The 23,096-nt window shown below is 41.2% G+C and carries 20 protein-coding genes, 1 tRNA gene and 1 pseudogene; 3 read left to right on the top strand and 19 right to left on the bottom strand.

Annotated features, from left to right (window positions below):
- Window positions 1-32: 32 nt before the first annotated feature.
- Both J3455_RS07025 and J3455_RS07020 read right to left on the bottom strand, forming a co-directional pair.
- Complete coding sequence (locus tag J3455_RS07025) at window positions 33-812, bottom strand: DUF481 domain-containing protein (protein ID WP_130050448.1); 780 nt, start codon at window positions 810-812, stop codon at window positions 33-35.
- A 36-nt stretch (window positions 813-848) separates the two neighbouring features.
- Complete coding sequence (locus J3455_RS07020; RefSeq protein WP_054563554.1) at window positions 849-1,667, bottom strand: mechanosensitive ion channel family protein; 819 nt, start codon at window positions 1,665-1,667, stop codon at window positions 849-851.
- 279 nt (window positions 1,668-1,946) lie between these two features.
- Between J3455_RS07020 and J3455_RS07015 the strand changes: the two genes are divergently transcribed.
- Window positions 1,947-2,022, top strand: a tRNA-His gene (locus tag J3455_RS07015).
- A 508-nt stretch (window positions 2,023-2,530) separates the two neighbouring features.
- Here the strand turns inward: J3455_RS07015 and nagP are convergent.
- Together nagP and J3455_RS07005 are read right to left on the bottom strand one after the other, a co-directional pair.
- On the bottom strand, window positions 2,531-3,814 hold the full coding sequence (gene nagP / locus J3455_RS07010; RefSeq protein ID WP_349561413.1) for an N-acetylglucosamine MFS transporter NagP: 1,284 nt from the start codon (window positions 3,812-3,814) through the stop codon (window positions 2,531-2,533).
- Between the two features lie 445 nt (window positions 3,815-4,259).
- Window positions 4,260-6,908 (bottom strand): beta-N-acetylhexosaminidase, encoded by a 2,649-nt coding sequence (locus J3455_RS07005; protein ID WP_349561412.1) that lies wholly within the window; start codon window positions 6,906-6,908, stop codon window positions 4,260-4,262.
- Window positions 6,909-7,021: 113 nt separating this feature from the next.
- Here J3455_RS07005 and J3455_RS07000 point away from each other — a divergent pair, with 113 nt between their 5' ends.
- Window positions 7,022-7,177, top strand: coding sequence for a hypothetical protein (locus J3455_RS07000; protein ID WP_349561411.1), 156 nt, complete (start codon window positions 7,022-7,024; stop codon window positions 7,175-7,177).
- A 46-nt stretch (window positions 7,178-7,223) separates the two neighbouring features.
- Here J3455_RS07000 and J3455_RS06995 read toward each other — a convergent pair whose 3' ends face one another.
- The 10 genes and pseudogenes from J3455_RS06995 to J3455_RS06950 all read right to left on the bottom strand — a co-directional run bounded on the left by J3455_RS06995 (window position 7,224) and on the right by J3455_RS06950 (window position 15,537).
- The gene (locus J3455_RS06995; protein WP_349561410.1) at window positions 7,224-8,651 is read right to left on the bottom strand and encodes an NAD-dependent succinate-semialdehyde dehydrogenase; all 1,428 of its coding nucleotides are present in this window, start codon (window positions 8,649-8,651) and stop codon (window positions 7,224-7,226) included.
- A 104-nt stretch (window positions 8,652-8,755) separates the two neighbouring features.
- Entirely contained in the window at window positions 8,756-9,094 is a 339-nt protein-coding gene (gene fdx, locus J3455_RS06990) for an ISC system 2Fe-2S type ferredoxin (RefSeq protein ID WP_130050444.1), read from the bottom strand.
- Window positions 9,095-9,105: 11 nt separating this feature from the next.
- Window positions 9,106-10,968, bottom strand: a complete 1,863-nt coding sequence (hscA, locus tag J3455_RS06985; protein ID WP_349561408.1) for a Fe-S protein assembly chaperone HscA — start codon at window positions 10,966-10,968, stop codon at window positions 9,106-9,108.
- Window positions 10,969-11,015: 47 nt separating this feature from the next.
- Window positions 11,016-11,543 carry a co-chaperone HscB gene (gene hscB, locus J3455_RS06980; protein ID WP_130050442.1) on the bottom strand — a complete coding sequence of 176 codons (528 nt, stop codon included), beginning with the start codon at window positions 11,541-11,543 and terminating at the stop codon, window positions 11,016-11,018.
- Between the two features lie 78 nt (window positions 11,544-11,621).
- Window positions 11,622-11,945, bottom strand: coding sequence for an iron-sulfur cluster assembly protein IscA (gene iscA, locus J3455_RS06975; RefSeq protein ID WP_054552502.1), 324 nt, complete (start codon window positions 11,943-11,945; stop codon window positions 11,622-11,624).
- A gap of 11 nt (window positions 11,946-11,956) precedes the next feature.
- On the bottom strand, window positions 11,957-12,340 hold the full coding sequence (gene iscU, locus J3455_RS06970; protein ID WP_054552501.1) for a Fe-S cluster assembly scaffold IscU: 384 nt from the start codon (window positions 12,338-12,340) through the stop codon (window positions 11,957-11,959).
- A 40-nt stretch (window positions 12,341-12,380) separates the two neighbouring features.
- Window positions 12,381-13,598: an IscS subfamily cysteine desulfurase gene (locus tag J3455_RS06965; RefSeq protein WP_036973293.1), complete on the bottom strand. Its 1,218-nt coding sequence runs from the start codon at window positions 13,596-13,598 to the stop codon at window positions 12,381-12,383.
- Between the two features lie 22 nt (window positions 13,599-13,620).
- Complete coding sequence (gene iscR / locus J3455_RS06960; RefSeq protein WP_130050441.1) at window positions 13,621-14,112, bottom strand: Fe-S cluster assembly transcriptional regulator IscR; 492 nt, start codon at window positions 14,110-14,112, stop codon at window positions 13,621-13,623.
- A 192-nt stretch (window positions 14,113-14,304) separates the two neighbouring features.
- Complete coding sequence (gene trmJ / locus J3455_RS06955; protein ID WP_130050440.1) at window positions 14,305-15,027, bottom strand: tRNA (cytosine(32)/uridine(32)-2'-O)-methyltransferase TrmJ; 723 nt, start codon at window positions 15,025-15,027, stop codon at window positions 14,305-14,307.
- Window positions 15,028-15,190: 163 nt separating this feature from the next.
- Window positions 15,191-15,537 (bottom strand): annotated as a pseudogene (locus tag J3455_RS06950) (four helix bundle protein).
- A gap of 241 nt (window positions 15,538-15,778) precedes the next feature.
- On the opposite strand from J3455_RS06950, the gene suhB reads away from it, so the two are divergent.
- Window positions 15,779-16,582: an inositol-1-monophosphatase gene (gene suhB, locus J3455_RS06945; protein ID WP_130050439.1), complete on the top strand. Its 804-nt coding sequence runs from the start codon at window positions 15,779-15,781 to the stop codon at window positions 16,580-16,582.
- Window positions 16,583-16,618: 36 nt separating this feature from the next.
- Here the strand turns inward: suhB and J3455_RS06940 are convergent, their stop codons facing one another.
- The 5 genes from J3455_RS06940 to J3455_RS06920 form a co-directional block, all read right to left on the bottom strand.
- Window positions 16,619-17,449, bottom strand: a complete 831-nt coding sequence (locus J3455_RS06940) for a substrate-binding periplasmic protein (RefSeq protein WP_349561405.1) — start codon at window positions 17,447-17,449, stop codon at window positions 16,619-16,621.
- Window positions 17,450-17,532: 83 nt separating this feature from the next.
- On the bottom strand, window positions 17,533-19,323 hold the full coding sequence (locus J3455_RS06935; protein ID WP_130050437.1) for a GGDEF domain-containing protein: 1,791 nt from the start codon (window positions 19,321-19,323) through the stop codon (window positions 17,533-17,535).
- Window positions 19,324-19,410: 87 nt separating this feature from the next.
- Window positions 19,411-19,962 (bottom strand): hypothetical protein, encoded by a 552-nt coding sequence (locus J3455_RS06930; protein ID WP_286259877.1) that lies wholly within the window; start codon window positions 19,960-19,962, stop codon window positions 19,411-19,413.
- A gap of 125 nt (window positions 19,963-20,087) precedes the next feature.
- Window positions 20,088-21,044 (bottom strand): sugar-binding transcriptional regulator, encoded by a 957-nt coding sequence (locus J3455_RS06925; protein ID WP_130050435.1) that lies wholly within the window; start codon window positions 21,042-21,044, stop codon window positions 20,088-20,090.
- A 392-nt stretch (window positions 21,045-21,436) separates the two neighbouring features.
- Window positions 21,437-22,786, bottom strand: a complete 1,350-nt coding sequence (locus tag J3455_RS06920) for a carbohydrate porin (RefSeq protein ID WP_286259883.1) — start codon at window positions 22,784-22,786, stop codon at window positions 21,437-21,439.
- Between the last annotated feature and the right edge of the window lie 310 nt (window positions 22,787-23,096).

Genomic DNA, 23,096 nt, shown 5'->3' with positions numbered 1-23,096 from the left:
AAGTTTACCCATTCATTCTCAACTGAAAAACATTAGAAACTATACACTAGCGTTAGTGACGTTTCTGTATCTGTGTTTTCTTTATCATCCGCAACATCTGAGTTGTGAGTAATGTTGTATGCTACTTTCATTTGTAGTGAGCCGTTGATCTTAGCAAGGATTGCAGACTCTGAACGTGTTTTAGTGTTGGTATCACCATATTCAACTGATACTAACTGAGTAAAACGTGCGCTGTCTGAAATCTGCCAGTTGTAGTCAACTTTACCTAAAGCGATTACTTCGCCTTCACGCTCACCAGCAAGTGATTCACCGTTGTCATCAACTTCTGTGCTGTTATCAGGGTATTGGAAGTATTTATAACCCGGACCAATTTCAGCGTTTAACCACATATCAGAGCGGTCGATTAAGCGTAAACCGTAACCCGCTGAGATAACAGATTCGTTGCGGTATGCACCAAAGTAATCAGATACGTGCGAACCGTAAATGAATAGGTGTGAATGCTTTTCGTTTAACTTGTAGTTACCTTGTGCAGAGATTGAGTACTTTTCGTTAGTGCGCTGTGTTTCTTTAACGCCTTGGTCGTTTTCGATCTCATCTTCTTTATAAAGACCGTCTAACTTGTACTCGTTATTCCAGTTTTCTAGGTTATGTAGAACCTTGATACCACCTTTAAGTGTGGTTGTTTCAGTGTTACCGCTTGTTACGATAGCACCTAATTCACTGGTTACATCCCAAGTTTTGGTTTCATCTGCTGCGAATGCGCTAGTTGCAGCGCTTGCTGCAACGAGAACTGATAAAGCTTTTAATTTCATTAAAAAATAACCTTTACTACTTGTACGTTAGACTTATTAGTCTTCTTTGTGCAAATGAACATCCATTTGCGGGAATGGGATTGTGATGTTGGCATCATCTAATGCGATCTTAATGTTTTCCATTAAGTCGAAATACGTTGGCCAGTAGTCAGCTGAGTTAACCCAAGGGCGAACGACAAAGTTTACGCTTGAATCTGCAAGCTCAGATACAGCTACTGTGTATGCTGGGTCTTTTAATAAGCGCTCTTCCTTATCTAAAACTGATTTAAGTACTGCTTTCGCTTCTTTAAGATCTGCATCGTAACCAACACCGATAACTAAATCGATACGACGAGTTGATTCACGAGAGAAGTTAGTAATTGGGCTGCCCATAATTGATGAGTTAGGCATGATAATTACTTTGTTATCTGGTGTACGTAATTCTGTAGAGAAAATTTCGATTTTCTTAACTGTACCCGCTTTACCACCAGCTTCTACATAGTCACCTGATTTGAAAGGACGAAGTAAGATGATTAAAACGCCTGATGCAAAGTTAGAAAGTGAACCTTGAAGTGCTAAGCCTACAGCTAGACCTGCCGCACCTAAAATAGCAATGAACGATGTTGTCTCAATACCAAGTTGAGATAATGCCATTAAGATTGTTGCAGCAAATACAATTGCATAGACAATGCTAGCAACAAATGAACCTACAGCTTTATCGACTTTCTTTTTATCAAATGCTTTTTCGGTTAAGCCTTCGCAGAATTTAGCGATGCGACCACCGATGAAGAAAATGATTAGCGCTAGAACCGCCTGAACGGCGTAATGTATGATTAAACCTGAATTCTCGTTGATCCAGTTCATTATTGTATCCATGTTCTCTCCTGAAGTTCATTTGTAGCATGACGCTGTGCAAATTATATATGATCTTTGGTTAAAAAATCATTAAATTACACGCAAAACTAAGAAATGAGTATTTGCTCAATTACAAAAAACGCAAGTCTAATCTGCGAAACTGAATGCCAGCTGACCAAAGGGTTATTTCTGAATTTTCTGAGACAAGTAAGTTTTTTCGACTTTTTTCATTTTAGGGGTTCACAAGCTAAACTTAATTATGTAATATGCGCGCCACACCAAACGAGGTGTATCTCAGTGGCGGCTGTAGCTCAGTTGGTAGAGCCCCGGATTGTGATTCCGGTTGTCGTGGGTTCAAGCCCCATCAGTCGCCCCACTTCTCTCCCTTAGTAAATCCATATATTTTTCTATTTTAAGTTCCAAGATTTATCTTTAACACCTGCTTTCAATTCAAAAAGCCGTCAGCTTTCAGCTGTCAGTTTTGAGCCGAACTGTATTGTCTGTGGGTAATAGCTTTAAGCGGTTGGCTGTAAGCTAGATTGTTTTGTTTGTTGGAACCGTATTGTTTTGCCGCCTGGGTATTGAATGGAAGACGCGCCAAGCAAGCTTGGTGCCTACATGGTAGGAGGCGTTTTAACGCCGAACAGATTTGACCTATTCACGGCTAAAGCCGTTCCTACGATATACGAAATGCGAAATACGAGGTGCGAGATATTGTAGGCGTGAAATTTATTTCGCGCGAAAGCCTAGAACCTAATCTCTCAAATCCCAAACAAAAAAATGCCACCTTTCGGTGGCATTACACACGGGATTATTTCTATTTACTAGAAATGCTTTTCAAAGCTCAAGGCCATTAGGTTTTACATCTAGCCTCAAGCTCATAATTACTTCCAACTTTTCATCTTGTGGCCTTTCACAGCATAGAAAAGTATGAATAAATAACAAGGCAACATAACAATGTAAGCCATTTGTTGCGCTTCAGCGCTTTTTACACCACCACTTGCAAGGCCCCAAAATAATGGGCCAAATGCGCCACCGGCTATACCCATAACAAGCAGACCAGAACCTACGCTTGTAAGTTTGCCTAAACCAGATAGTGCTAACGGCCAAACGGCTGGCCAAACAATCGCATTAGCAAAGCCTAGCACAGCAATGAGCAATAAGGTATCAGGCAGTACCGATTTTAGGCCAAATAATGTTGATATAAATACAGATTCATTACTACCTGTGACTATCGCTAACGTTAACACACAACCCAATATTGCTGAGATAGTCAGCGCTGTTTGCTGCGACAGTACTCGTGGGATAAGTAAAATCCCTAAAAAGTAACCTAACACCATACAACCCATGGTGTACGAGGTCATCACGCTATATTTTTCAACACCTAACGACAACGCAAAACTGCCTATTGTGTCACCTGCTATCACTTCAACAGCAACATATACGAATAATGCTACAATACCTAAAGCAAGGCTTGGATGCGCTAGTGCTTCTTTTACTTGCCCTGGTTTTTGTTCATCAGCATCATCAATAAGTTCTGGCAGTGGCATTTTCGTTACTGCAAAACCAAGTATACCAATAAAAAGTGCCATTCCTAAATAGGGGTATATTAAGCCATTAGCCATGGCATCAATATCAGTTTGGCTAAGTTCTTTACCGACAAAACCATTAAAATCACTCAGTATTAATGCGGTAAATACAATCGGCGCAACAACACCAGCACCTTTATTTAATATACCCATAATACTTACTCTGGCTGCAGCTGACTCTTCTGGGCCGATTCTTACAACATACGGGTTAACTGCTGTTTGTAGCAATGTCTGCCCAGCTCCCATAACAAGTTGCGCAAATAAAAATAGCGCAAACACCTGCGTTTTTGCAGCAGGAATAAATAGCAAGCCTGCCACCATCATAGTTGCCATACCCAGTGCCATACCATTTTTATAGCCGACCTTTCTGATGATCATTGCTGAAGGTAGGGCAGTAAAGGTCACTGCAATATAAAATGAGAAAATAATCAGCGATGCCTGAAAAGGTGACAGCTGTAAAACTTGCTGTAGAAACGGCATCAATGAGCCATTTAACCACGTAGCAAAACCCAATATAAAAAACAGCGTGGCAACAATTGCCATAGGCACAACACTGCTTTGTTTATTCATTTCAGACATAACATTTCCCGTAACAGCACAGTTCAATTCTATAGCGCTGCTCATTTAGATGATTATATAAAAGGTATATTAAATATTTATAACACTACTGCAACAAAAATGACAGCGCTGACATATTTTTTAGATACCGTAGGCGTGAAATTTATTTCGCGCGAAGATTTATTCACAAAGAGAAGTGAATGAGAAGAAAAATGAGGAAGTAGTAATAATGCTTTTTATGATCACTTGGTTTCTCTGCGTAGCGCGCAGCGCCTCTATGTACTCTGTGGTTCAATAATTTTTTGCACAAAGAGTAATGAATGAGAAAAGAATGAGGAAACCAAACATTACTTTCTCTTAAGCGTAGCGTCTCTTATCCTCTTTGTGAATATAAGTGGTTTAAAACAAAAAATGACGCCTGCGGTTTACTGCAGGCGTCATGTTTATTTATCGCAAAACGAAGGCATTACTCACCCACAACGGTCACGCGGCTGACTTGCTGTGCGTTTAAGCGAGTGCGTAACGTAACTTTTGCATTGCTATCAACTTTGACTGGTTCAGCGTAAGTTTGCCAGCTTTGGCCGTTATCTAAGCTGTATTCAATGCTCAAATAAGCAAATGCACTGTTGGCATATAACTTACCATTTTCAATCACACCACCCGGTACTGGTAAATGCAGGTTGATGCCGTCTTTAGCTAATTTATCAAGCTCTTTTAAGCCTACTGCACTTGAGAATTCAGCCCAATCTTTTGCTTGTTTTTTAGTATCTACACTTTCACCTTCCCAATCGGCTTTATGCCATGCGCGCTCTGCTACTGACAGAATACGCGGAAAGATCATTGCCAATACTTGATCTTCAGTGCGAATCGTTTCTGACCATACCTGACCTTGCATACCTAAAATGTTCTCAGGCTTTTCAAGTTTAGGTAATGGACGACCAACCAAAGCTTCTAAATTAACGATTGGCTCACGGGTGCGCGTGTAATCAGCATTTGCATACACGTCATCAGGCATATAATTAAACGCTTTTTTAGTATCTGTGTAACGGGTTGCCCAGTAATAACCTCGTTCTTCTGGGCTTGCTTCATATGGGTGGTCAAAATACAAGTGCGTACCATGTGATAGAACCACTTGGTAACCTGCATTGGCTAGGCGGTATGCTCTATCTGCAACACCCCACTCCCAAATATTATCCCAGGTATTAACGGTAAAAGTTTTATTAGGGAACTCATCACGTTTAAACGAATTTTCGCGATCATACATGATGCCGTCTTCCCAAATACCCGGAGAAATACCGCGCTTTTCAAGTAAGGTTGCAACACGCTGGGTAAAGTAAGGCTTTAAATCAGCGGGGCCAGACACACCATTGTTAGGATCTGCAAATAGCGCCTGACAGATTGGTGAGCCAATCCACGAACCAGCACCTACTTCGTCACCACCAATGTGCAGGTTCTTTAACTGAACACCTGCTTCGCGATACATCTGCTGAAGCTCATAGGTCACTTTATCTAAAAATGCGTAGGTCGAGTCCATACACACATTCATTGAGTTATCTTTGTAGTTTTGTACCGTCATGTACACAGAGGTATCTTTAGGATCGGTTAGCAAGTATTGCGTTGCTGGTCCCATATCGATGTGCTGAACTTCTTTGTTCGCTGAACGAGTTTTAATATTATTTTTAGCGGCTTTTTCAGCTTGCTCTAGCATGTTGTGATAGCGTGCTTCCATCGCTTTGATTGAGGCACGCGCATGGCCTGGGCCTTCAACTTCAGGAATAATTTGAATATGGCGATCTTTGGCAAACTTTAGTAACTCGACAAACTCTTCACGTTTCAGATAGCCATTACCTGAGCCAGATTTAAATGGCCCAGTACCAAGCTGAGTTAATAAGCACTCGCGCTCTTCTAAATCAAAACAGCGATAACCGCCAACGTCAGTGAGCTCAGGTAAACCAGGGATCTCAAGTCGCCAACCTTCATCTTCTGAAAAGTGCCAATGCAGCTTATTCATTTTGTAGCGTGCCATTTGCTCAACAAGCTTGAACATGGCTTCTTTGCCATGATAGTTACGACCGTTATCATAATGCATGCCACGCCAGCCATAGCGCGGTGAATCTTCTAACTCTAACTGCGGTAAACTCGCACTACCTTGGCTGTTTGCAGGGATCAGGTTCAATAAACTTTGCATCGCATAAAATACACCTGCGTTATCACTACCCACGATTGTGATTACTTCATCATCAATCTCAAGGGTATAGCTTTCTGCTTTTGCATTATTGAGCTTAGGGTCAACTTTCAGGCGAATAACTTTGTCTTTGCCTACATTAATATGGTCAGGTTGTGCTTTAAGGCTAATGCCGTAGTCATCTTGCAAGTCTTGCATAAACACCATGACTTCGTGTTTAAGTTGCCCTTGATAACTAATTTGCCAATTACTATTTAGTGTCGCGCTGCCACGGTTAAAATCGACTTTACGTGGTTTAGGAATAATGCGCTTTAAAGCATCGTCTTTACTGACCGAAAACTTATCAGCACTATTACGTTCATAGCGAATCTTAGCTGTTGCTAAAACCGATAAATCTTTTGGTTCATTGTAACGACGTAACTGATTTTCGCGAGTAAATGGTGCTACAAACTGTTTAAAGTCTTCAGTGTCGGTATTTGCGAATACCGCGGGTTTGTTCTTACCTGAAACAAAAAACGCGCGTGGCATAAAGTCACTGTAAGCGACAATCCACACTTGTGCATCAAACGGCAGCTCTAAGCTCTCGCCAGCCGCTAAACCTTTAAATGAACTGGTTGGTACAATGCGATGTAAATCGCCATTAACGTGCTCGATATTAAGGCCAGCAACATGCTCTGTCGAAATTTTACGCACTGAGTGAATATAAAGTTGCCAGTCGCTTTCACCCGCAGGTAATGGCACATCAGAACGATTATTGAGGGTAATTTTCCCTAAAAAGCCCGCATCTTTATTACGAAAGTTATCTTCAACCGAAAATAATAACTCGGTATTTTTAGCAAAGTGATTAACTTGCGATTGGGTCAACGCTGCATTTGCCATCACAGGCGCAGTTGCTAGCATTACCGCGAATACTGACCTTTTAAAGCCCATTACATTCTCCTCGTTTAAGCCCTGAGTGTACGGTATTTCTGCGTACTATTTGTCATTTTTGTTAATAATTCGTTCCTATCATATAAAAACTAAAATGACAGCGCTATCATTTTATGAAAAATATAGGTGAGGAGTTAGCTATCAGCTATCAGCTATCAGCTATCAGCTATCAGCTATCAGCTATCAGCTATCAGCTATCAGCTATCAGCTATCAGCTATCAGCTATCAGCTATCAGCTATCAGCTATCAGCTATCAGCTATCAGTCTGACGGCTGACGGCTGACGGCTGACGGCTGACGGCTGACGGCTGACGGTTCAAACCTTAACACAAAGATACTTCTCTTCTAGGTACTCATCTAACCCTTGATGGCCACCCTCTCGGCCTAAGCCAGACTGTTTAACACCGCCAAATGGCGCTACTGGATTTGAGATTAAACCTTCGTTAATACCAATCATGCCGTATTCGAGTGCTTCACTTACGCGATAAACTTGTTTGATATTTTCACTATAAAAATATGCAGCTAAACCATAAGGCACATCATTTGCTAACTTCAACACTTCTTCTTCATCATCAAAAGCGATAATGCTTACCACTGGACCAAATACTTCATCATGATAGATATCCATCTCTGGTGTCACATCCGTTAAAATCAGCGGTGCTTGAAAGCTGCCTTCAAGTTCGCTGTTATCGCCGATCAATGACGCGCCTTTATTAACTGCATCATCTAAGAGAGTTTGTACTTTCTCTTTAGCCTTAGGATAAATTAGTGGGCCAATATCCACCCCTTCATCAAGGCCATTGCCAACTTTTAACTCAGCCACTTTGTCTGCAAGTTTTTCAAGCACCGTTTCAAGTACTGAACGTTGCACAAAAATTCGGTTAGCAGCCACACAGGTTTGGCCGGCGTTTCTAAATTTTGCAGCCATGAGGCCAGCAACAGCTTCATCTAAGTCAGCATTTTCGAAAATAATAAACGGCGCATTACCACCAAGCTCCATCGAAGTTTGCTTAATAGTTGTGGCACATTGCGAAAGTAACTGCTTACCTACACCAGTTGACCCCGTGAAGGTAAACTTACGCACTCGCTCAGATTCTGTCATGATTTCGCCAACCATTTTTGCATTTTCAGAGACCACAACATTCAACGCCCCTTTCACAAATCCAGCCTTATCAGCAAGATATGCCAAGGCAATGGCGCACAATGGTGTATGCTCAGAAGGTTTAATCACAAAACTACAACCTGCCGCATATGCTGGTGCCACTTTACGTGTGATCATCGCGATCGGAAAATTCCAAGGTGTGATCCCAGCAACCACACCGATTGGTTGTTTTATGGTTGATAAACGATGTTGGCTGTCGGTGGCAGGGATATTATCGCCGTAACTACGCTTAGCTTCTTCACTAAACCATTTAATAAAGCCTGCACCGTATTCAACTTCACCTAACGACTCTTTTAATGGTTTGCCCTGCTCTTTGGTCATTAGTTCAGCGAGCTGTTGCTTGTGCTCAATGACTAACTCATACCAACGGCGTAACGTTTCACTGCGTTCTGTGGCAGTTGTTTTCTTTAGCTTGCTAAATGCCTCGTCAGCACTTTTTATTGCTTGCTCAACGCCAGCCTCATCAATATTAGAGACCTGCGTAATTGCTTGTCCAGTTGCAGGGTTATCTACACTAAAACGCTGGCTTGTAGAGTAAAAGTCACCGTCGATAAATGAATCAGAAAAAACCAAATCAGACATAGAACCTCCAAGTAAAAGCTGTCAGCTATCAGCTCTAAAAACAAAAAACCGCTGTAGAGACCAAGCAACTACAGCGGTTTTTACGAAATCAAAGCCGTTAAAAATTAATGCTCTTCATTAACGATATTGAGATTATACTTTGGAATTTCAACCACTAAATCTTCATCTTTAATCACTGCTTGGCAACCAAGGCGTGACTCTGGCTCAAGACCCCATGCTTTATCAAGCATGTCGTCTTCTAACTCATCACTTTCATCTAGAGAGTCAAAACCTTCACGGATGATTAAGTGGCATGTTGTACACGCGCATGATTTTTCACACGCATGTGGAATGCTAATACCATTTTTTAGCGCAACATCTAATACTGTTTCACCTGCAGGAGCTTCAATTGCAGCGCCTTCTGGGCATAACTCTTCGTGTGGAAGAAAAATAATTTGTGGCATACCTTACCTCGTTAAACTTCGTCTACTGACTGCCCTTGCAGCGCTTTTTTGATTGATGCATCCATTCTGCGAGCAGCAAATTCGCTACTTGCATTGTCTACAGCTTCAATCGCTGCTTTAATTTCTGTAGGTGTTGTTGCGCTTTCGCGTACGGCAACAAGTTTAGCAATTTCTGCTTTTAACGCACCTAATTCTTGTTCATCAAGTAATGCACTGTCGGTTGCGAGTGATGCTTCAAGCGCTTCAACAACACGTAACGCTTCAACTTGTTGCTCTTTAAGCATCCGCGCTTGCATATCGTCTTTAGCGTTAGTCATTGATTCTTTAAGCATGTTTGCAACTTGGTCGTCCGATAAACCAAATGATGGTTTCACCTGAATTTCAGCTTGTACACCAGTTGATTTTTCCATTGCCGATACACTTAATAAGCCATCAGCATCAACTTTAAAGGTTACGCGAATATGCGCAGCACCTGCAGCCATTGCCGGAATACCCTTTAAGCTAAATTTAGCCAATGAACGACAATCATCAACTAGCTCACGCTCACCTTGTAATACATGCAGTGACATAGCTGTTTGACCATCTTTGAAAGTGGTGAACTCTTGGGCACGTGCAACAGGAATCGTGGTGTTACGTGGAATGATTTTCTCAACCAAGCCACCCATAGTCTCAAGACCTAGTGACAGTGGTAATACATCTAATAGCAGCATGTCTGAGTCAGGCTTATTGCCAACCAGTACATCTGCTTGAAGTGCCGCACCAAGTGCAACCACGCGATCTGGGTCAATAGAAGTCAGTGGCTCTTTATCAAAAAATGCAGCAACTTGAGAGCGTACAATTGGCATACGAGTCGAGCCGCCAACCATTACAACTTGTAGTACTTCTTCGTTCTCGATACCGGCATCTTTTACGGCACGGCGACAAGAACGGAGTGTTTTCTTCACAAGGCTAAGAGCGAGCTCATCAAAGGTTTCGCGGGTAACTTCAACTTTGTGGCTTTGACCATCAAACTCTAAACCGACATTAACAGTTTGGTATTGGCTTAATGCTTCTTTACATGCTTTGGCTTTGTTGATGAATAAACGTAACACCGATGCAGAAAGCTCACTCACACCAGTTTGTGTTTTAAAGTAATCAACTAATAGCGAGTCAAAATCGTCACCACCAAGGCTTGAGTCACCGCCAGTGGCAAGCACTTCGAATACACCTTGGTGTAAACGTAAAATAGAAATATCGAAGGTACCGCCACCTAAATCGTATACAGCGATAATACCTTCTTGACCCGAATCAAGGCCGTAAGCAACAGCCGCAGCCGTTGGCTCGTTTAATAAACGTAAAACCTTAATACCGGCAAGCTCTGCAGCATCTTTTGTGCTTTGTCGCTGCGCATCATCAAAATACGCTGGTACAGTAATTACCGCACCTAGAATATCTTGGCCTGCAAAGCTGTCTTCTGCACGCAGTTTTAATGCTTTTAGAATTTCACTCGATGCAGTGACAGGACTAATTGCACCCGCAACTGTGCTGATTGCTAATGAGCCATCATGCTCACAAAATTCATAAGGCAGTTGACCATAGCTTTTTTCGATTTCAGCCTGCGTTTTACCTAAGAAACGTTTCACCGAGATTAATGTGTTTGCAGGGTCTTGAGTAGCAGCAGCCGCTGCTCGTTCACCTACAATAATGCTATCAGTTTGGTATTGCACAACCGATGGAAGCATCGCATTGCCCGCTAAATCAGTCAGTGTGCGAGCTTCGCCGCTTTGCACTGTTGCAACTAACGAGTTAGTCGTACCAAGGTCTATACCGACTGCTAATTTGTGCTCATGTGGTGCCGCGCTCTGCCCCGGCTCAGCAATTTGCAATAATGCCATAATGCTCTTTTTAAACTCTTAAATAGCTGCTTTAAAACAACTAACGATTAATCATCAAATAAACTGTCTTCAATACGCTCTAGTTCATCGCGTAACTTATAAACAAACTTCAATTTACGAATATTGTCAGCGGCAGCTTGCCATTGTTGCTCGTCGTTACTTGCCAACTGAGCGGCTAATTCGCTGCTGTATTGTTTATCGAGTTGTTTAATTTGCGCTTCAAACTGGGCAATTGCTGCATCAGGATCTGCGGCATTTTCAAGTTCTTCTAATTCTTCGCGCAGTTCCATTTGCTGCATTAAGAATAACGGATCTTGCAATGTTTGTTGCTCGGCGCGAATATCAACACCTAGTTCACTTAGCATGTATTCAGCACGTTTTACCGGGTGTTTTAAAGTTTGTAATGCATCATTGATTTCAGCTGCATTTTGCACAGCGAGTAGTTTATCGCGGCTACTGGAGCTTGCGTGGCGATCTGGATGAACTGCGCGTTGCAGCTCGAGGTAGTTTTTATTAATAGTCGCTAAATCAATGTTGTAATCTACTGGAATTGCAAATAACTCAAAGTAACGCATTACATAATCCAACTCGGTAAACAGGAAATAACAAAGCCCTACATAGGCAGGGCTTCAAGCAAAGAAAGTTTGTTAAGCTTAAACGGTGAAGCTTTCGCCGCAACCACACTCATCGGCTTGGTTCGGGTTGTTAAATTTAAACCCTTCATTCAAACCTTCTTTGGTGTAATCAAGCTCAGTACCATCAATGTAAACTAAGCTTTTGGCATCAACGATAACTTTCACGCCACGGCTTTCAAAAATTTCGTCGCCGTCAGCTAACTCATCAACAAATTCAAGAACATAAGCAAGACCTGAACAGCCCGTCGTTTTAATGCCAACGCGTAGGCCAATGCCTTTGCCGCGATTTGCTAAAAATGATTCTACGCGGTTTGCTGCCGCATCTGTCAATGTCACTGCCATGAATTTATCTCTTACTTCGCTTGTTTGCTTTTGTAGTCAGCAATTGCTGCTTGAATCGCGTCTTCTGCTAAAATTGAACAGTGAATTTTCACTGGTGGTAATTCAAGCTCAGCACTGATATCAGTGTTTTTGATTGTTGCAGCTTCATCTAATGTTTTGCCTTTTACCCACTCAGTTACAAGTGAAGAAGAAGCGATTGCGCTACCACAACCATATGTTTTGAATTTTGCATCTTCAATTACACCTTCTGGTGATACTTTGATTTGCAATTTCATTACGTCACCACATGCTGGTGCACCCACCATGCCTGTTGCAACTGACGGATCATTTTTGTCTAAAGCACCCACGTTACGTGGATTTTCAACATGATCGATTACTTTATCACTATAAGCCATAATACTATCCTCACTACCTGCTAGCGGCGGCAATCACTGATTAGTGATGCGCCCACTCAACTGAATCTAAATCAATACCTTCTTGATGCATTTCCCATAAAGGAGACATCTCACGTAAACGGCCGATCGAGTTTTTGATTAGTTCAACGGTGTAATCAATCTCTTCTTCAGTCGTAAAGCGGCCAATGCTGAAACGAATTGAGCTGTGTGCTAACTCGTCATTACGGCCTAATGCACGTAGTACATAAGAAGGCTCTAAGCTTGCTGAGGTACAGGCTGAACCTGATGAAACAGCAATGTCTTTAACAGCCATTAATAACGACTCACCTTCAACAAAGTTGAAGCTGATGTTTACAATACCCGGAACTGACTGGCTTGGTTCACCATTGAAGTAAACTTCGTCCATATCAGCCATAATGCCATCAACCAAACGCTTACGAAGTGCGCTGATGTGTGCATGGTCTTTTTCGAAATCTTCTTTAGCGATTCTAAATGCCGCCCCCATACCTACTAACTGGTGAGTAGCAAGTGTGCCTGAACGCATACCACGCTCATGACCACCACCGTGCATTTGTGCTTCTAAACGTGCGCGAGGCTTACGACGAACATAAAGTGCGCCTACACCTTTCGGGCCATATACTTTGTGGCCAGAGAACGACATAAAATCTACTTTTAACTGTTGCACGTCGATAAGTACTTTACCTGCGCTTTGTGCAGCATCAACATGGAACATAATTTTGCGCTCACGGCACATTTCGCCGATTGTCGCGATATCTTGGATAACACCTAGCTCGTTATTTACGTGCATTACACTCACAAGCACCGTGTCGTCACGCATGGCAGCTTCAAGCTTTTTAAGGTCAAGTAAACCGTTTTCTTCAACGTCCATATAGGTTACTTCGAAACCTTGGCGCTCTAGTTCACGACACGTATCAAGCACTGCTTTGTGCTCAGTTTTAACAGTGATAACGTGCTTGCCTTTCTTTTTATAGAACTGCGCAGCACCTTTAATTGCTAGGTTATTTGATTCTGTAGCACCTGAAGTGAAAACAATTTCACGCGGGTCAGCGTTGATCAGATCAGCAATATCTGTACGCGCTTGATCAACCGCTTCTTCTGCTTGCCAACCAAAACGGTGTGAGCGTGATGCAGGGTTACCAAAATTACCGTCCATAGTCAGGCATTGCATCATTTCTTTTGCCACACGTTCATCAACAGGCGTGGTTGCTGCGTAATCTAAATAAATCGGTAACTTCATTTCTCTCTCCGCTTTCGTCAAGCTACAGTTGACAGCTTACTTGAATGTTTTCCAGTTGCTTAATTGCAGTGTTGATGCTGTTATCTTGGCGAGATGCGACTTCTTTCACATCTGACTTTTCCACCAATTCAGCAAGGGTAATACTATTTAAAAAATCTTCGATACGTGCGCTTAAGTCCGACCATAGGGTGTGAGTCAAACAGCGCATGCCGCTTTGGCAACCACCCGTTGCATTGTGACAACGTGTTGCATCAACAGACTCATCTACGGCATTAATCACATCGCCGACAGAAATTTCGTTTGCTTCTCTACCAAGTAAATATCCGCCACCTGGGCCACGCACAGAGGTCACAAGGCCGTTTTTACGTAAACGGGCGAATAATTGTTCGAGATAAGATAGCGAAATCTCTTGGCGTTCAGAAATATCGGCAAGGGGAACTGCACCCACATTTGTATGTAGTGCAACATCCAACATGGCGGTTACTGCGTATCTGCCTTTTGATGTTAACTTCATAGAGCCCCCGATGTTACTGCACGCTAAGGTGTGCAAATTTTAATTACCAGACCAAAATAGTCAAGTATTATCACTTGATAAAAATTGATACTTGCCACTGATAAAACCTAATACCTGACAAAAATGGTCAAGTACTAGGTCTATTCTAATTACCTGAGTAATTTAGTCAAGTATTATACTTATAACCTGTGATTATTTTATAGACTTATTAATTGAGGTAAGAATACCGCGTAAGATGTTCATCTCTGCTTCTTCTGGGCGTGCGCGGTTGAATAAACGACGAAGTTTTGTCATCACCATACCTGGGTGTTGCTTGATGATAAAACCTGTATCATTTAGAGTTTGCTCTAAGTGCTCGTAAAACAGCTCAGTTTGCTTTGCATTTGGGTAGGTTGCTTCGTCTTCTTCTTGTGCTTTTGGCTGCTTGTTTAAATAAGCCATACGTGTTTCATAACACAATGTTTGCACAGCCATTGCTAGATTTAGCGAGCTGTATTCAGGGTTCGCAGGAATACATACGTGGTAGTTACATTGTTGTAGTTCTTCGTTAGTTAAACCACTATTTTCGCGGCCAAATACCAATGCTACTGGACCATGCTCAGCTTCAGCCACTAGTTTTTCACCACATTCACGCGGCTCAACCATAGGCCAAGATAAAGTACGTGAACGTGCACTCGTACCAATTGTTAAACTACAATCAGCAATTGCATCAGCTAGCGTATCAACAACCACAGCTTTACCTAAAACATCCGTGGCACCTGCAGCAAGCGCACTCGCATGACTATCGATTTCACAAGCAGGATCAACAAGATATAAATTTGATAAGCCCATCGTTTTCATAGCACGTGCCGCTGAGCCAATATTACCAGAATGTGATGTGTTTACTAATACGATACGAATATCATCAAGTGTCATTGCGTTGTTACTTACTGAAAGTCAAAAATTGCGGGGATTATAACATAGCTATCAGCTATCAGCTATCAGCTATCAGCTATCAGCTATCAGCTATCAGCTATCAGCTATCAGCTATCAGCTATCAGCTATCAGCTATCAGCTATCAGCTATCAGCTATCAGCTATCAGCTATCAGCCTCGATCCTATGCATAAGAGATGTCAACATTTTTGATAGCTCTTCCGTTTCACTCACCCAAGCTCTACCTATGGCAGCATCAATATATTTAATCTCAATTCCGATATAAATTTGCGTTCGTGTTTCTGCTATTGACGATCTTGATATATCTAAAAAACGTACCCGCTCTTTTTTGCTGACCCCGCCATACCTTCTGCGATATTACTCGGTATTGATAAACCAGAACGTGTGAGCTGATTGCGAAAGCCAAAATCATTTAGATCTGTCGTTTCTTTGTAGATTTCAGCACTTAATCTTGCTGAACGCTTCCATACCTCTAATTTTTCAAAATTCATACTTGCATCCTTTTAAGTATAAAAACTTTATATAGGCACGAATTTTTCAGAATGCAAATTTCAAACCTGACGGCTGACGGCTGACGGCTAACCCATTCTTCTGAAATTAAATCAATAACAAAATCAGAACTGCACAAAAAACAACCTAATTTATTCGAGTTTATTGTTTACTTTACGCTAGAAATCGCTAGAATACGCCGGCTTAAATATATTCGTTCTTTTACAACCCAAAGGTAATGCTATGCATCCAATGTTAAACATTGCGGTTCGCGCTGCGCGTAACGCAGGCAAAATTTTACTTCGTGCAAGTGAAGATTTATCAAAAGTTGATGTACAACAAAAAGGCACTAACGACTTAGTGACTAACATCGATAAAGAAGCTGAAGCCGCAATTCGTGATACCATTTTAAAATCTTACCCTGATCACTGTATCGTAGGTGAAGAGCTTGGTGAGCACAAAGGTAAAGATGCAGATTACCAATGGATTGTTGATCCACTTGATGGCACAACTAACTTCATCAAGGGTATCCCTCATTTCGCAGTATCAATTGCACTTAAAGTTAAAGGTCGTTTAGATCAAGCTGTTATCTATGATCCAATTCGCGGTGAATTATTCACTGCTTCACGTGGTCAAGGCGCACAGCTTAACAGCAAGCGTTTACGCGTAACTAAAACTAACGAGTTAGCAGGTTCTATACTTGCAACTGGTTTCCCATTCAAACAAAAGCACCACTTAGACGCATACTCTGAAGCGTTTAAAGCACTTTTCATTCAAACTGCTGATATCCGCCGTGCAGGTTCTGCTGCGTTAGATATGGCTTATGTTGCTGCGGGTCGTGTTGATGGTTTCTTTGAAATTGGCCTTAAGCCATGGGACACAGCGGCAGGCGAGCTTTTAGTTAAAGAAGCTGGCGGTATGGTTGTTGATTTCGCAGGTGGTATTAACTATAACCAAAGCGGCAACATCATTTGTGGCGCACCTAAGTTAACTCAAGCGATCATTCGTGAAATTCGCCCAGTGTTAACTGAATCACTACTTCGCTAATAGCGGTTGTAATACAGATTTACATACAAAAAGGAGCTAAGGCTCCTTTTTTTGTGGCTGAAAATAATCGTTATCGAGTTCTATCTCTGTTACTTCACCTTCTTTAAATGGCAATTTGGCTAAGTCCTCAGCAAAGTAGCTCGCAAATAATTGCTCAAACTCGCCCATGCTTTTCATCTTGGTGAGTCCTTTCAATAACACCTCAGCGAGTTCTGGCCTGTGGTTGCTGACAAAAAAGTAAAATGCTGTTGGGTAACTAATATAAAGGTCAGGCACTATAACCAGCTCGTCACTCTTTACTTGTTCCATTTCTGAAATGACTTCAATGAACGAACGTGGAAAATAATCAACTCGCCCTCTGATCACTAAACTAAACATTGCTTGATAATTTGCTAACGGCCTGACAGATAGACCATTTTGCGCAAGAATTTTAGTATCAGGCCAATCATGACCCTGTATAGCTGTAAACGGTGCTAAATCTTGTTTCGTTTTTACATCTTTAAAACGAGGCACAAACGCTCGTTTGGTAAGTAGCGCTCGTTTGCCTATGTAACCCTTAAACAAAGGGACGGGTACAGCAATGGCTAAGTGTTCACGCTCTGGGCTTGTCATACTCCAAAACAAATCGGCTTGCTTTGCATCAAGCATAAGCAAAGTACGCTGTTGGTGAGGATGAACAAGTACTTCATTGATTTCTGCTTGGTAATTACCGGCACGTAACGCCGCTGTCAGTAATTCATGAAGATAATAATCACGTTTATAAAATGGGCGTTGCTCAACCGCTAAATTCACCACATTGTTAGCTTCAGTAGCAAGGCTGTATCCTAGGCTCAGCAATATTAATATTGCACTACATAGTCGCTTCATTGTTATTTTTGTTAATGTGTTTTTTTTAAGCTACACCCAGTTAAACAGGGACACAAGTAAAATTAAGCAAACTTCAAATTTCTTCATGAGTTAATAGTAAGTGCTTCATCTTTTTGGCTGCTTAAACGCACCACGGCGGGGGCTGGTCGGCTACGTTTACATACAAACAAGTGGCTACTCTGATAGCGCTTGGCCTCTTTTTTCGCATCAGTAGCCAACGCTGCAACTTGGTGGCTGTTGATGCAAAGCTCCAAATCAGGCTTAACCAAACCTATTGATAGTGTAAGTAATGGCACAAACTGCTTTTTCCCTTCTCGGTTACTTGCCCAGTAACCCCCTTGCTCCATATGCTCTGGGGTGAAAAAGGCGCGAGACTGCAGCTCAAATTTATCAATAATGTCATGGCATACTTGCTCTGCATCATTTTTATCAAACACTACCATAAAGTCATCACCACCAATGTGACCCACAAAGCCTTTGCTAGTACTACAGGCCTCTACGATTACTTCTGCAAGCAGCTTTATAACGCTATCACCACTGGCGTACCCATACAGGTCATTGAATTGTTTAAAGTGGTTTAAATCAACATAGGCTAACGAGAATGGGTAATTATTGCGAAGTCTAAGTTCAATTGCTTCGTTAATAGCGACATTACCCGGCAACATAGTTAGCGGATTGGCATGTTGTGCATGGCGGATTTTTTCTTCTGTAATGTGTTTTAAGATATTACGTAGTGGTGCCAAGCCTAAGTATTCGCCATTACGGGTGATCACAATGTGACGTCGAATATCAAACTCAAATTCGGTAATTTGCTGACTCACCGTATCGAGTAACTCGTTTTCGTCTACTACTAACGGCTGCTTATCCATTAAAGAAGTAACTGGTTGCTTGTCGTAAAGTGCATGGCCATAAGGAGCGGCAAATACTTCAGTGAGTTGATCTCGATGTAATAAACCAACGGGGATATTGTGCTCTAGTACGGCAAGGCTAGTTAGGGTTTTATCTTGTTCAAAAATACTGTGAGCATCTTTACAGCGTGTTGTTGCTTCAATGTTGGCGTGTTCTACTGCTAACCAACCAATCGCCATTGACTGCTCAAATGTATTGCTATTGTCTGATGACTCCAAGTGCTTTAAGCAGTGGATATTAATTTCGTAACTAGGCTGCAAGCTCGGCCTTTCCAGTAAAAAACCTTGTGCATGCTGCACGCCCAAAATTTCGAGTAGACGAAGTTCCTCAGCCCGCTCAATGCCTTCTGCTATCACTTGCGTATTGGTGGCTTTTGCAAGCTCAATAATTGACTTTAAAAACTCTTTTTTAACGACACTCTGGTCACAATGATCGATAAAGTAGCGGTCTATTTTTACAAACTCAGGACATAACTCAGACCATTGCTTTAAACCCGAATAGCCAGCGCCTAAGTCATCAATGGCAATCGAAAAACCTAACTCACGATAATGGGCAATGGTCTTTAACAATAAAAAGCCATCATCCACTTTTTCTTGCTCTGTAACCTCAATAACCACGCGATTAGTTGCAAGGCCAAAGTGTTCAACTAGATGTAATGTTTCACCCTTAGGGTGGCAAGGGTCGAGTAAAGTTTTAGGACTTACGTTTAAGAACAACTTACCCTCAAGATTGAGCTTAACAAAGTTTTCAATTGCTCTACTGCGGCAAAGTAGCTCTAATTCAGAGATCTTATGGCAATCAATGGCTGCGCTGAACAATCTACTCGGCATTTCTAACTCAGACCCTTTCGGGCCGCGACTTAACGCCTCGTAGCCCAAAATATGTTGATTAGAAATGTCAAAGATAGGTTGAAACAAGGTTTCAATTGCACTGTTATCTAAGATCTGCTGTAGTTGTGCGTTCACCTTACACCTAGCCTAAAAAATACAAGTAGGAGGCTAAATTAGCAACCTTGTATGACAATTTTATGGCAAGGCGATGACGAGTGCAGACTAGTCAATGGCAGTGATCAGCTCAAGCTGTTTAATACGGGCAAAACTATCAATCATTTTTAGTTTGGCGCTCTGGTAATCATCCTGTGCTAAACTTGTTTGTTGAGCTAATTTATAAATTGCAAGCGGATTAAGTAATAACTGCTGCGCGTGATAGCAACTTGCAGCTGCAAATTCTGGAAGCTCCGGTTCTAAGTTAATCGTAATTTCATTCTTCAACGCTTCTGTATCATCACTTTGCTGTTGCTGAAACTCTGTTGCGTTTGCCATCGCTTGCAAACTTGCCTCACATTCTGGCAGCTGTGCTTTAAGGTTTAAAAACAAACCAGTTGATGAACTAATTAGCTTAAGCGTCAGATCTTGTAATTGCTGAGCAGTTGATTGGTTTTGTAATGCTTCTACAACTTGCCAAGCCAACCCTTGATAGCTGTCGAACTGCTGCCCTAGAGTCACCTCAGGTGATTGTTGTATTTCAGTCTGTTCTGGCTCTGCTTTTTTGCCACAAGCGCTAAGCATTAAAAGTATAAACACACTAAACATTAGGTGTTTCATAATTTCTCCGAGAGTCTGATTTAACTCATTTTAAAACAATCATTAGTAGCAAGAGTAACCATAAATGCAAGAACAACTGAAAACATGTAACTCGTTAAGTATAGTCAATTTCATAACACCAAGATTTACTTCAGCAACAGTGCCTCTGCAGTTAGTTCGTTCGTAATGAGACTATTGATCATTCCAGATTCTATCGCTCCAGCAATGGCTGGCACTTTATTGTTACCTGCTGCAATCCCAATAACACGTTTTTCATTGCTGGGAGAAAGTACTGCACTCGTCACTCGATTATTTATTTCTGATTCGACAAGATTACCTTCATTATTATAAATCCAGCTAATTACTTCACCTGTAGCACCAATAGCGTCAAGCGCAGCCAGTTCATGCCGAGTAACAAAGCCGTCTAAGTGAAGGGGTGAATTAGTTCCTAAATCACCAATTCCAACAAATGAAACATCAGCTTGTGATGCAAGTTGATGTACATTTTTAACATGCGTTAATTGCTGCCAGCCTACTTTCTCAGCTTCAGATCCTGCAATGACGGGTACTGGCATAGGAAAATGTTGCGCACCAACTCTTTCTGCAACATGAATTGCAACTCCATAGCGACTTGCTGAGCCATCTTGAGCAATATTTCCAACTAAAGATACAATACGATGATGTGGACAATGCATTGTTGGGAGCTCTTCTGCGCATGCACGCAACACTCTACCTGTACCAAACGCTATGATTTTTGCCTGACGTTGTTTTAGCTGTCTTTCGATTTCTGCAGCACCCGCTTGAGCCAAGCCAACAGTAGAATTTATATCGTTACTCTCGCTAGGCACCACTTCACAACTAAGCAAACCGTATCGATTTTGCAGTGCATCAGCAAGCTCCATACAGCGTCGAATTGGATGCTCTAATCGTACTTTTATTAACCCCTGTGATACTGCCAAAGCAACAAGCCTTTGCGCAGATTGGCGAGATGTATTAAGTTGCTTGGCTATTTCATCTTGAGTTTTACCAGCAACATAGTAGAGCCAGCCAGCCCTCGCTGCTTCTTCTAATTTTTGATTATCACTGCTAGAAATTGAAGCCATTTTATACGCCTGTTTAAACAATAAATGAGGTAAATAATTAGCAAAATCAGTCTGCTAAACAAGAGATTTATTACTTTTTAGGGATTTTTAAATACATTTATATAATTGTGCTGTACTCATCCCTTGGGTTGCAAACAAAGTTAAAAATCGACTCTATATTGCTTCTCAGGTTAAGTTAGAATCAGCTATGCAGCGGCTATTTTATACATAATCTGTCATGAATAACAATTTTAGGGTTCACACTCTAAACTAAAAAAGCACCTAACTAAATTTGTTTCAAAATTAGTGAGGTGCCTATGCATTTCACAAAGTGTGAATAACCTGAAGCTATTAGCATCTGAACGACAAAATCAAGAATTTGCAGTCAAATAACTTCGGTTTAAAAGGTTTAGCTAGAAATTTAAGCTCAACTGTAAACCAGCAATCATTGCATTCTCAGCATCATTATCACCATTAGGGTCGATGATATACTGGATACTAGGCATTAACTGTATTGCCGGGGTGACAACATAATTATAATTTAACTCAATCGGGTACTCATGATCCCTTACTATTAATTCATTATTTGAAAAATTAGCATTATAAAAGCGCTGAGCATCATTAAGATCATTACTCACACTGTTTCGACCTACTGCAAAACCTATACGATCGTTTGGTCTACTAACCAATGGTGCATCAATATATCCGCCAAAAGCCAAAACTTCGCCAATAGCACTGATGCTTTTATCTGCATGAATCATACTCGCAAATATACGTAAGCCACCTCCTGATACATTACGAGTAAGCTGTTGTTCAATATTAAAATAAAATGCGTTATCAGTATCCTCTATAGCAACCATATCGTTTGTCGTGCCTGCAGGATAACCAGCGTTATTGACTAGTTTAGTTTTATCTAAACTACTACGGACAATGCCAAACCGATAATCGCCATCTAAACCATTTTTGTAATCCCTTTTATATTCCAGCTCACTAACCAAGGTAGTTCCGTTAATTTCACCTGATGTTGTTAATTTTAGCCCCTGATTTAATGACATGGTTGCAGGATTTGCATCATAACTGCCTAGTTTAAAAAGCAAATTATCAGTCACTTTGTATGTTAATTGCATTCCTAATGCACTAAGAGGGTCACCATACCAGCTACTACTCAAATAATTAGATGAACCACCACTACAAAATGTCAGGTGCTGAAAGGCACAACTCATCGCAAAAAAATCAGCACTTGGGTAAATTCGACCCACTTTAATGCTAAGTTGATCTTCAAATAAATGCTGAGTTAACGAAAATTGGGTTAAACGAGTTACATTGCCTCGACCATAAATTTGTTGCGATTGCAGCAAAACAGGCAGATTTGCTTTTTCATTAATAAGCTCGCCATTACGATTAGTAAGCTCCACTTTAAATTCGGCGCCAGACCAATTAACCAATTTTTCTAAATTAAAGTAGCCACCGACAAAAAACTGATCTGCATAGGCTGTTTCTGTGCTTTCTCCTCCTTTTAAGTTATGCGCTGTTTGGCTGAAGTAGCCTAAACGAATATTCACTCCTTGCTCTGCTAGCTTATCTCTTGCCCCTAGCCAATCGCCACTTAAATGGCTGTGAAAATCAAAACTATTAGCTGTATGTCCTGACTGAGAATACAGCAACATAATGGCTGCAATAGATTTAAGTCTAGCTACATTAGAATATCGATAGCTTCTCCCTTTCAATATACGACAAAACTTAGGTTGTTGATTTTTGTTCATATGCATGCTCTCCATTTTAAAATTGTCCTAGCTTAATCAGTATCTTGGTGTCTAGCGCTCGCAACAAGAGCAAATGACACCAGTATGAGCATATTCCTAACACACACTATATTTGTCAACATCAAAAAATAGAGCCTAAATTCTAATAAAAAGAAATTGAAATCTACCAAAGATAAATTGGAATGGATAAAACTAATCCTCGTTAATGCGACCAGTGCTTGCAGACAAAAACAAAAACAAATAAAACATTGATGAGAATAAATAAAATTTAATAACTTAACTAAGCATAATTTAATGAGGTTTAAGTTTG

The sequence above is a fragment of the Pseudoalteromonas sp. NFXS39 genome (assembly GCF_040148775.1).
Taxonomy (GTDB): Bacteria; Pseudomonadota; Gammaproteobacteria; order Enterobacterales; family Alteromonadaceae; genus Pseudoalteromonas; species Pseudoalteromonas apostichopi.
This window is presented reverse-complemented; position numbering and strand designations above follow the sequence as displayed.

Coding starts and splice junctions, on each gene's coding strand:
- J3455_RS07025 (WP_130050448.1), bottom strand. CDS start 812: ATGAAATTAAAAGCTTTATCAGTTCTCGTTGCAGCAAGCGCTGCAACT.
- J3455_RS07020 (WP_054563554.1), bottom strand. CDS start 1,667: ATGGATACAATAATGAACTGGATCAACGAGAATTCAGGTTTAATCATA.
- nagP (WP_349561413.1), bottom strand. CDS start 3,814: ATGTCTGAAATGAATAAACAAAGCAGTGTTGTGCCTATGGCAATTGTT.
- J3455_RS07005 (WP_349561412.1), bottom strand. CDS start 6,908: ATGGGCTTTAAAAGGTCAGTATTCGCGGTAATGCTAGCAACTGCGCCT.
- J3455_RS07000 (WP_349561411.1), top strand. CDS start 7,022: ATGAAAAATATAGGTGAGGAGTTAGCTATCAGCTATCAGCTATCAGCT.
- J3455_RS06995 (WP_349561410.1), bottom strand. CDS start 8,651: ATGTCTGATTTGGTTTTTTCTGATTCATTTATCGACGGTGACTTTTAC.
- fdx (WP_130050444.1), bottom strand. CDS start 9,094: ATGCCACAAATTATTTTTCTTCCACACGAAGAGTTATGCCCAGAAGGC.
- hscA (WP_349561408.1), bottom strand. CDS start 10,968: ATGGCATTATTGCAAATTGCTGAGCCGGGGCAGAGCGCGGCACCACAT.
- hscB (WP_130050442.1), bottom strand. CDS start 11,543: ATGCGTTACTTTGAGTTATTTGCAATTCCAGTAGATTACAACATTGAT.
- iscA (WP_054552502.1), bottom strand. CDS start 11,945: ATGGCAGTGACATTGACAGATGCGGCAGCAAACCGCGTAGAATCATTT.
- iscU (WP_054552501.1), bottom strand. CDS start 12,340: ATGGCTTATAGTGATAAAGTAATCGATCATGTTGAAAATCCACGTAAC.
- J3455_RS06965 (WP_036973293.1), bottom strand. CDS start 13,598: ATGAAGTTACCGATTTATTTAGATTACGCAGCAACCACGCCTGTTGAT.
- iscR (WP_130050441.1), bottom strand. CDS start 14,112: ATGAAGTTAACATCAAAAGGCAGATACGCAGTAACCGCCATGTTGGAT.
- trmJ (WP_130050440.1), bottom strand. CDS start 15,027: ATGACACTTGATGATATTCGTATCGTATTAGTAAACACATCACATTCT.
- suhB (WP_130050439.1), top strand. CDS start 15,779: ATGCATCCAATGTTAAACATTGCGGTTCGCGCTGCGCGTAACGCAGGC.
- J3455_RS06940 (WP_349561405.1), bottom strand. CDS start 17,449: ATGAAGCGACTATGTAGTGCAATATTAATATTGCTGAGCCTAGGATAC.
- J3455_RS06930 (WP_286259877.1), bottom strand. CDS start 19,962: ATGAAACACCTAATGTTTAGTGTGTTTATACTTTTAATGCTTAGCGCT.
- J3455_RS06925 (WP_130050435.1), bottom strand. CDS start 21,044: ATGGCTTCAATTTCTAGCAGTGATAATCAAAAATTAGAAGAAGCAGCG.
- J3455_RS06920 (WP_286259883.1), bottom strand. CDS start 22,786: ATGAACAAAAATCAACAACCTAAGTTTTGTCGTATATTGAAAGGGAGA.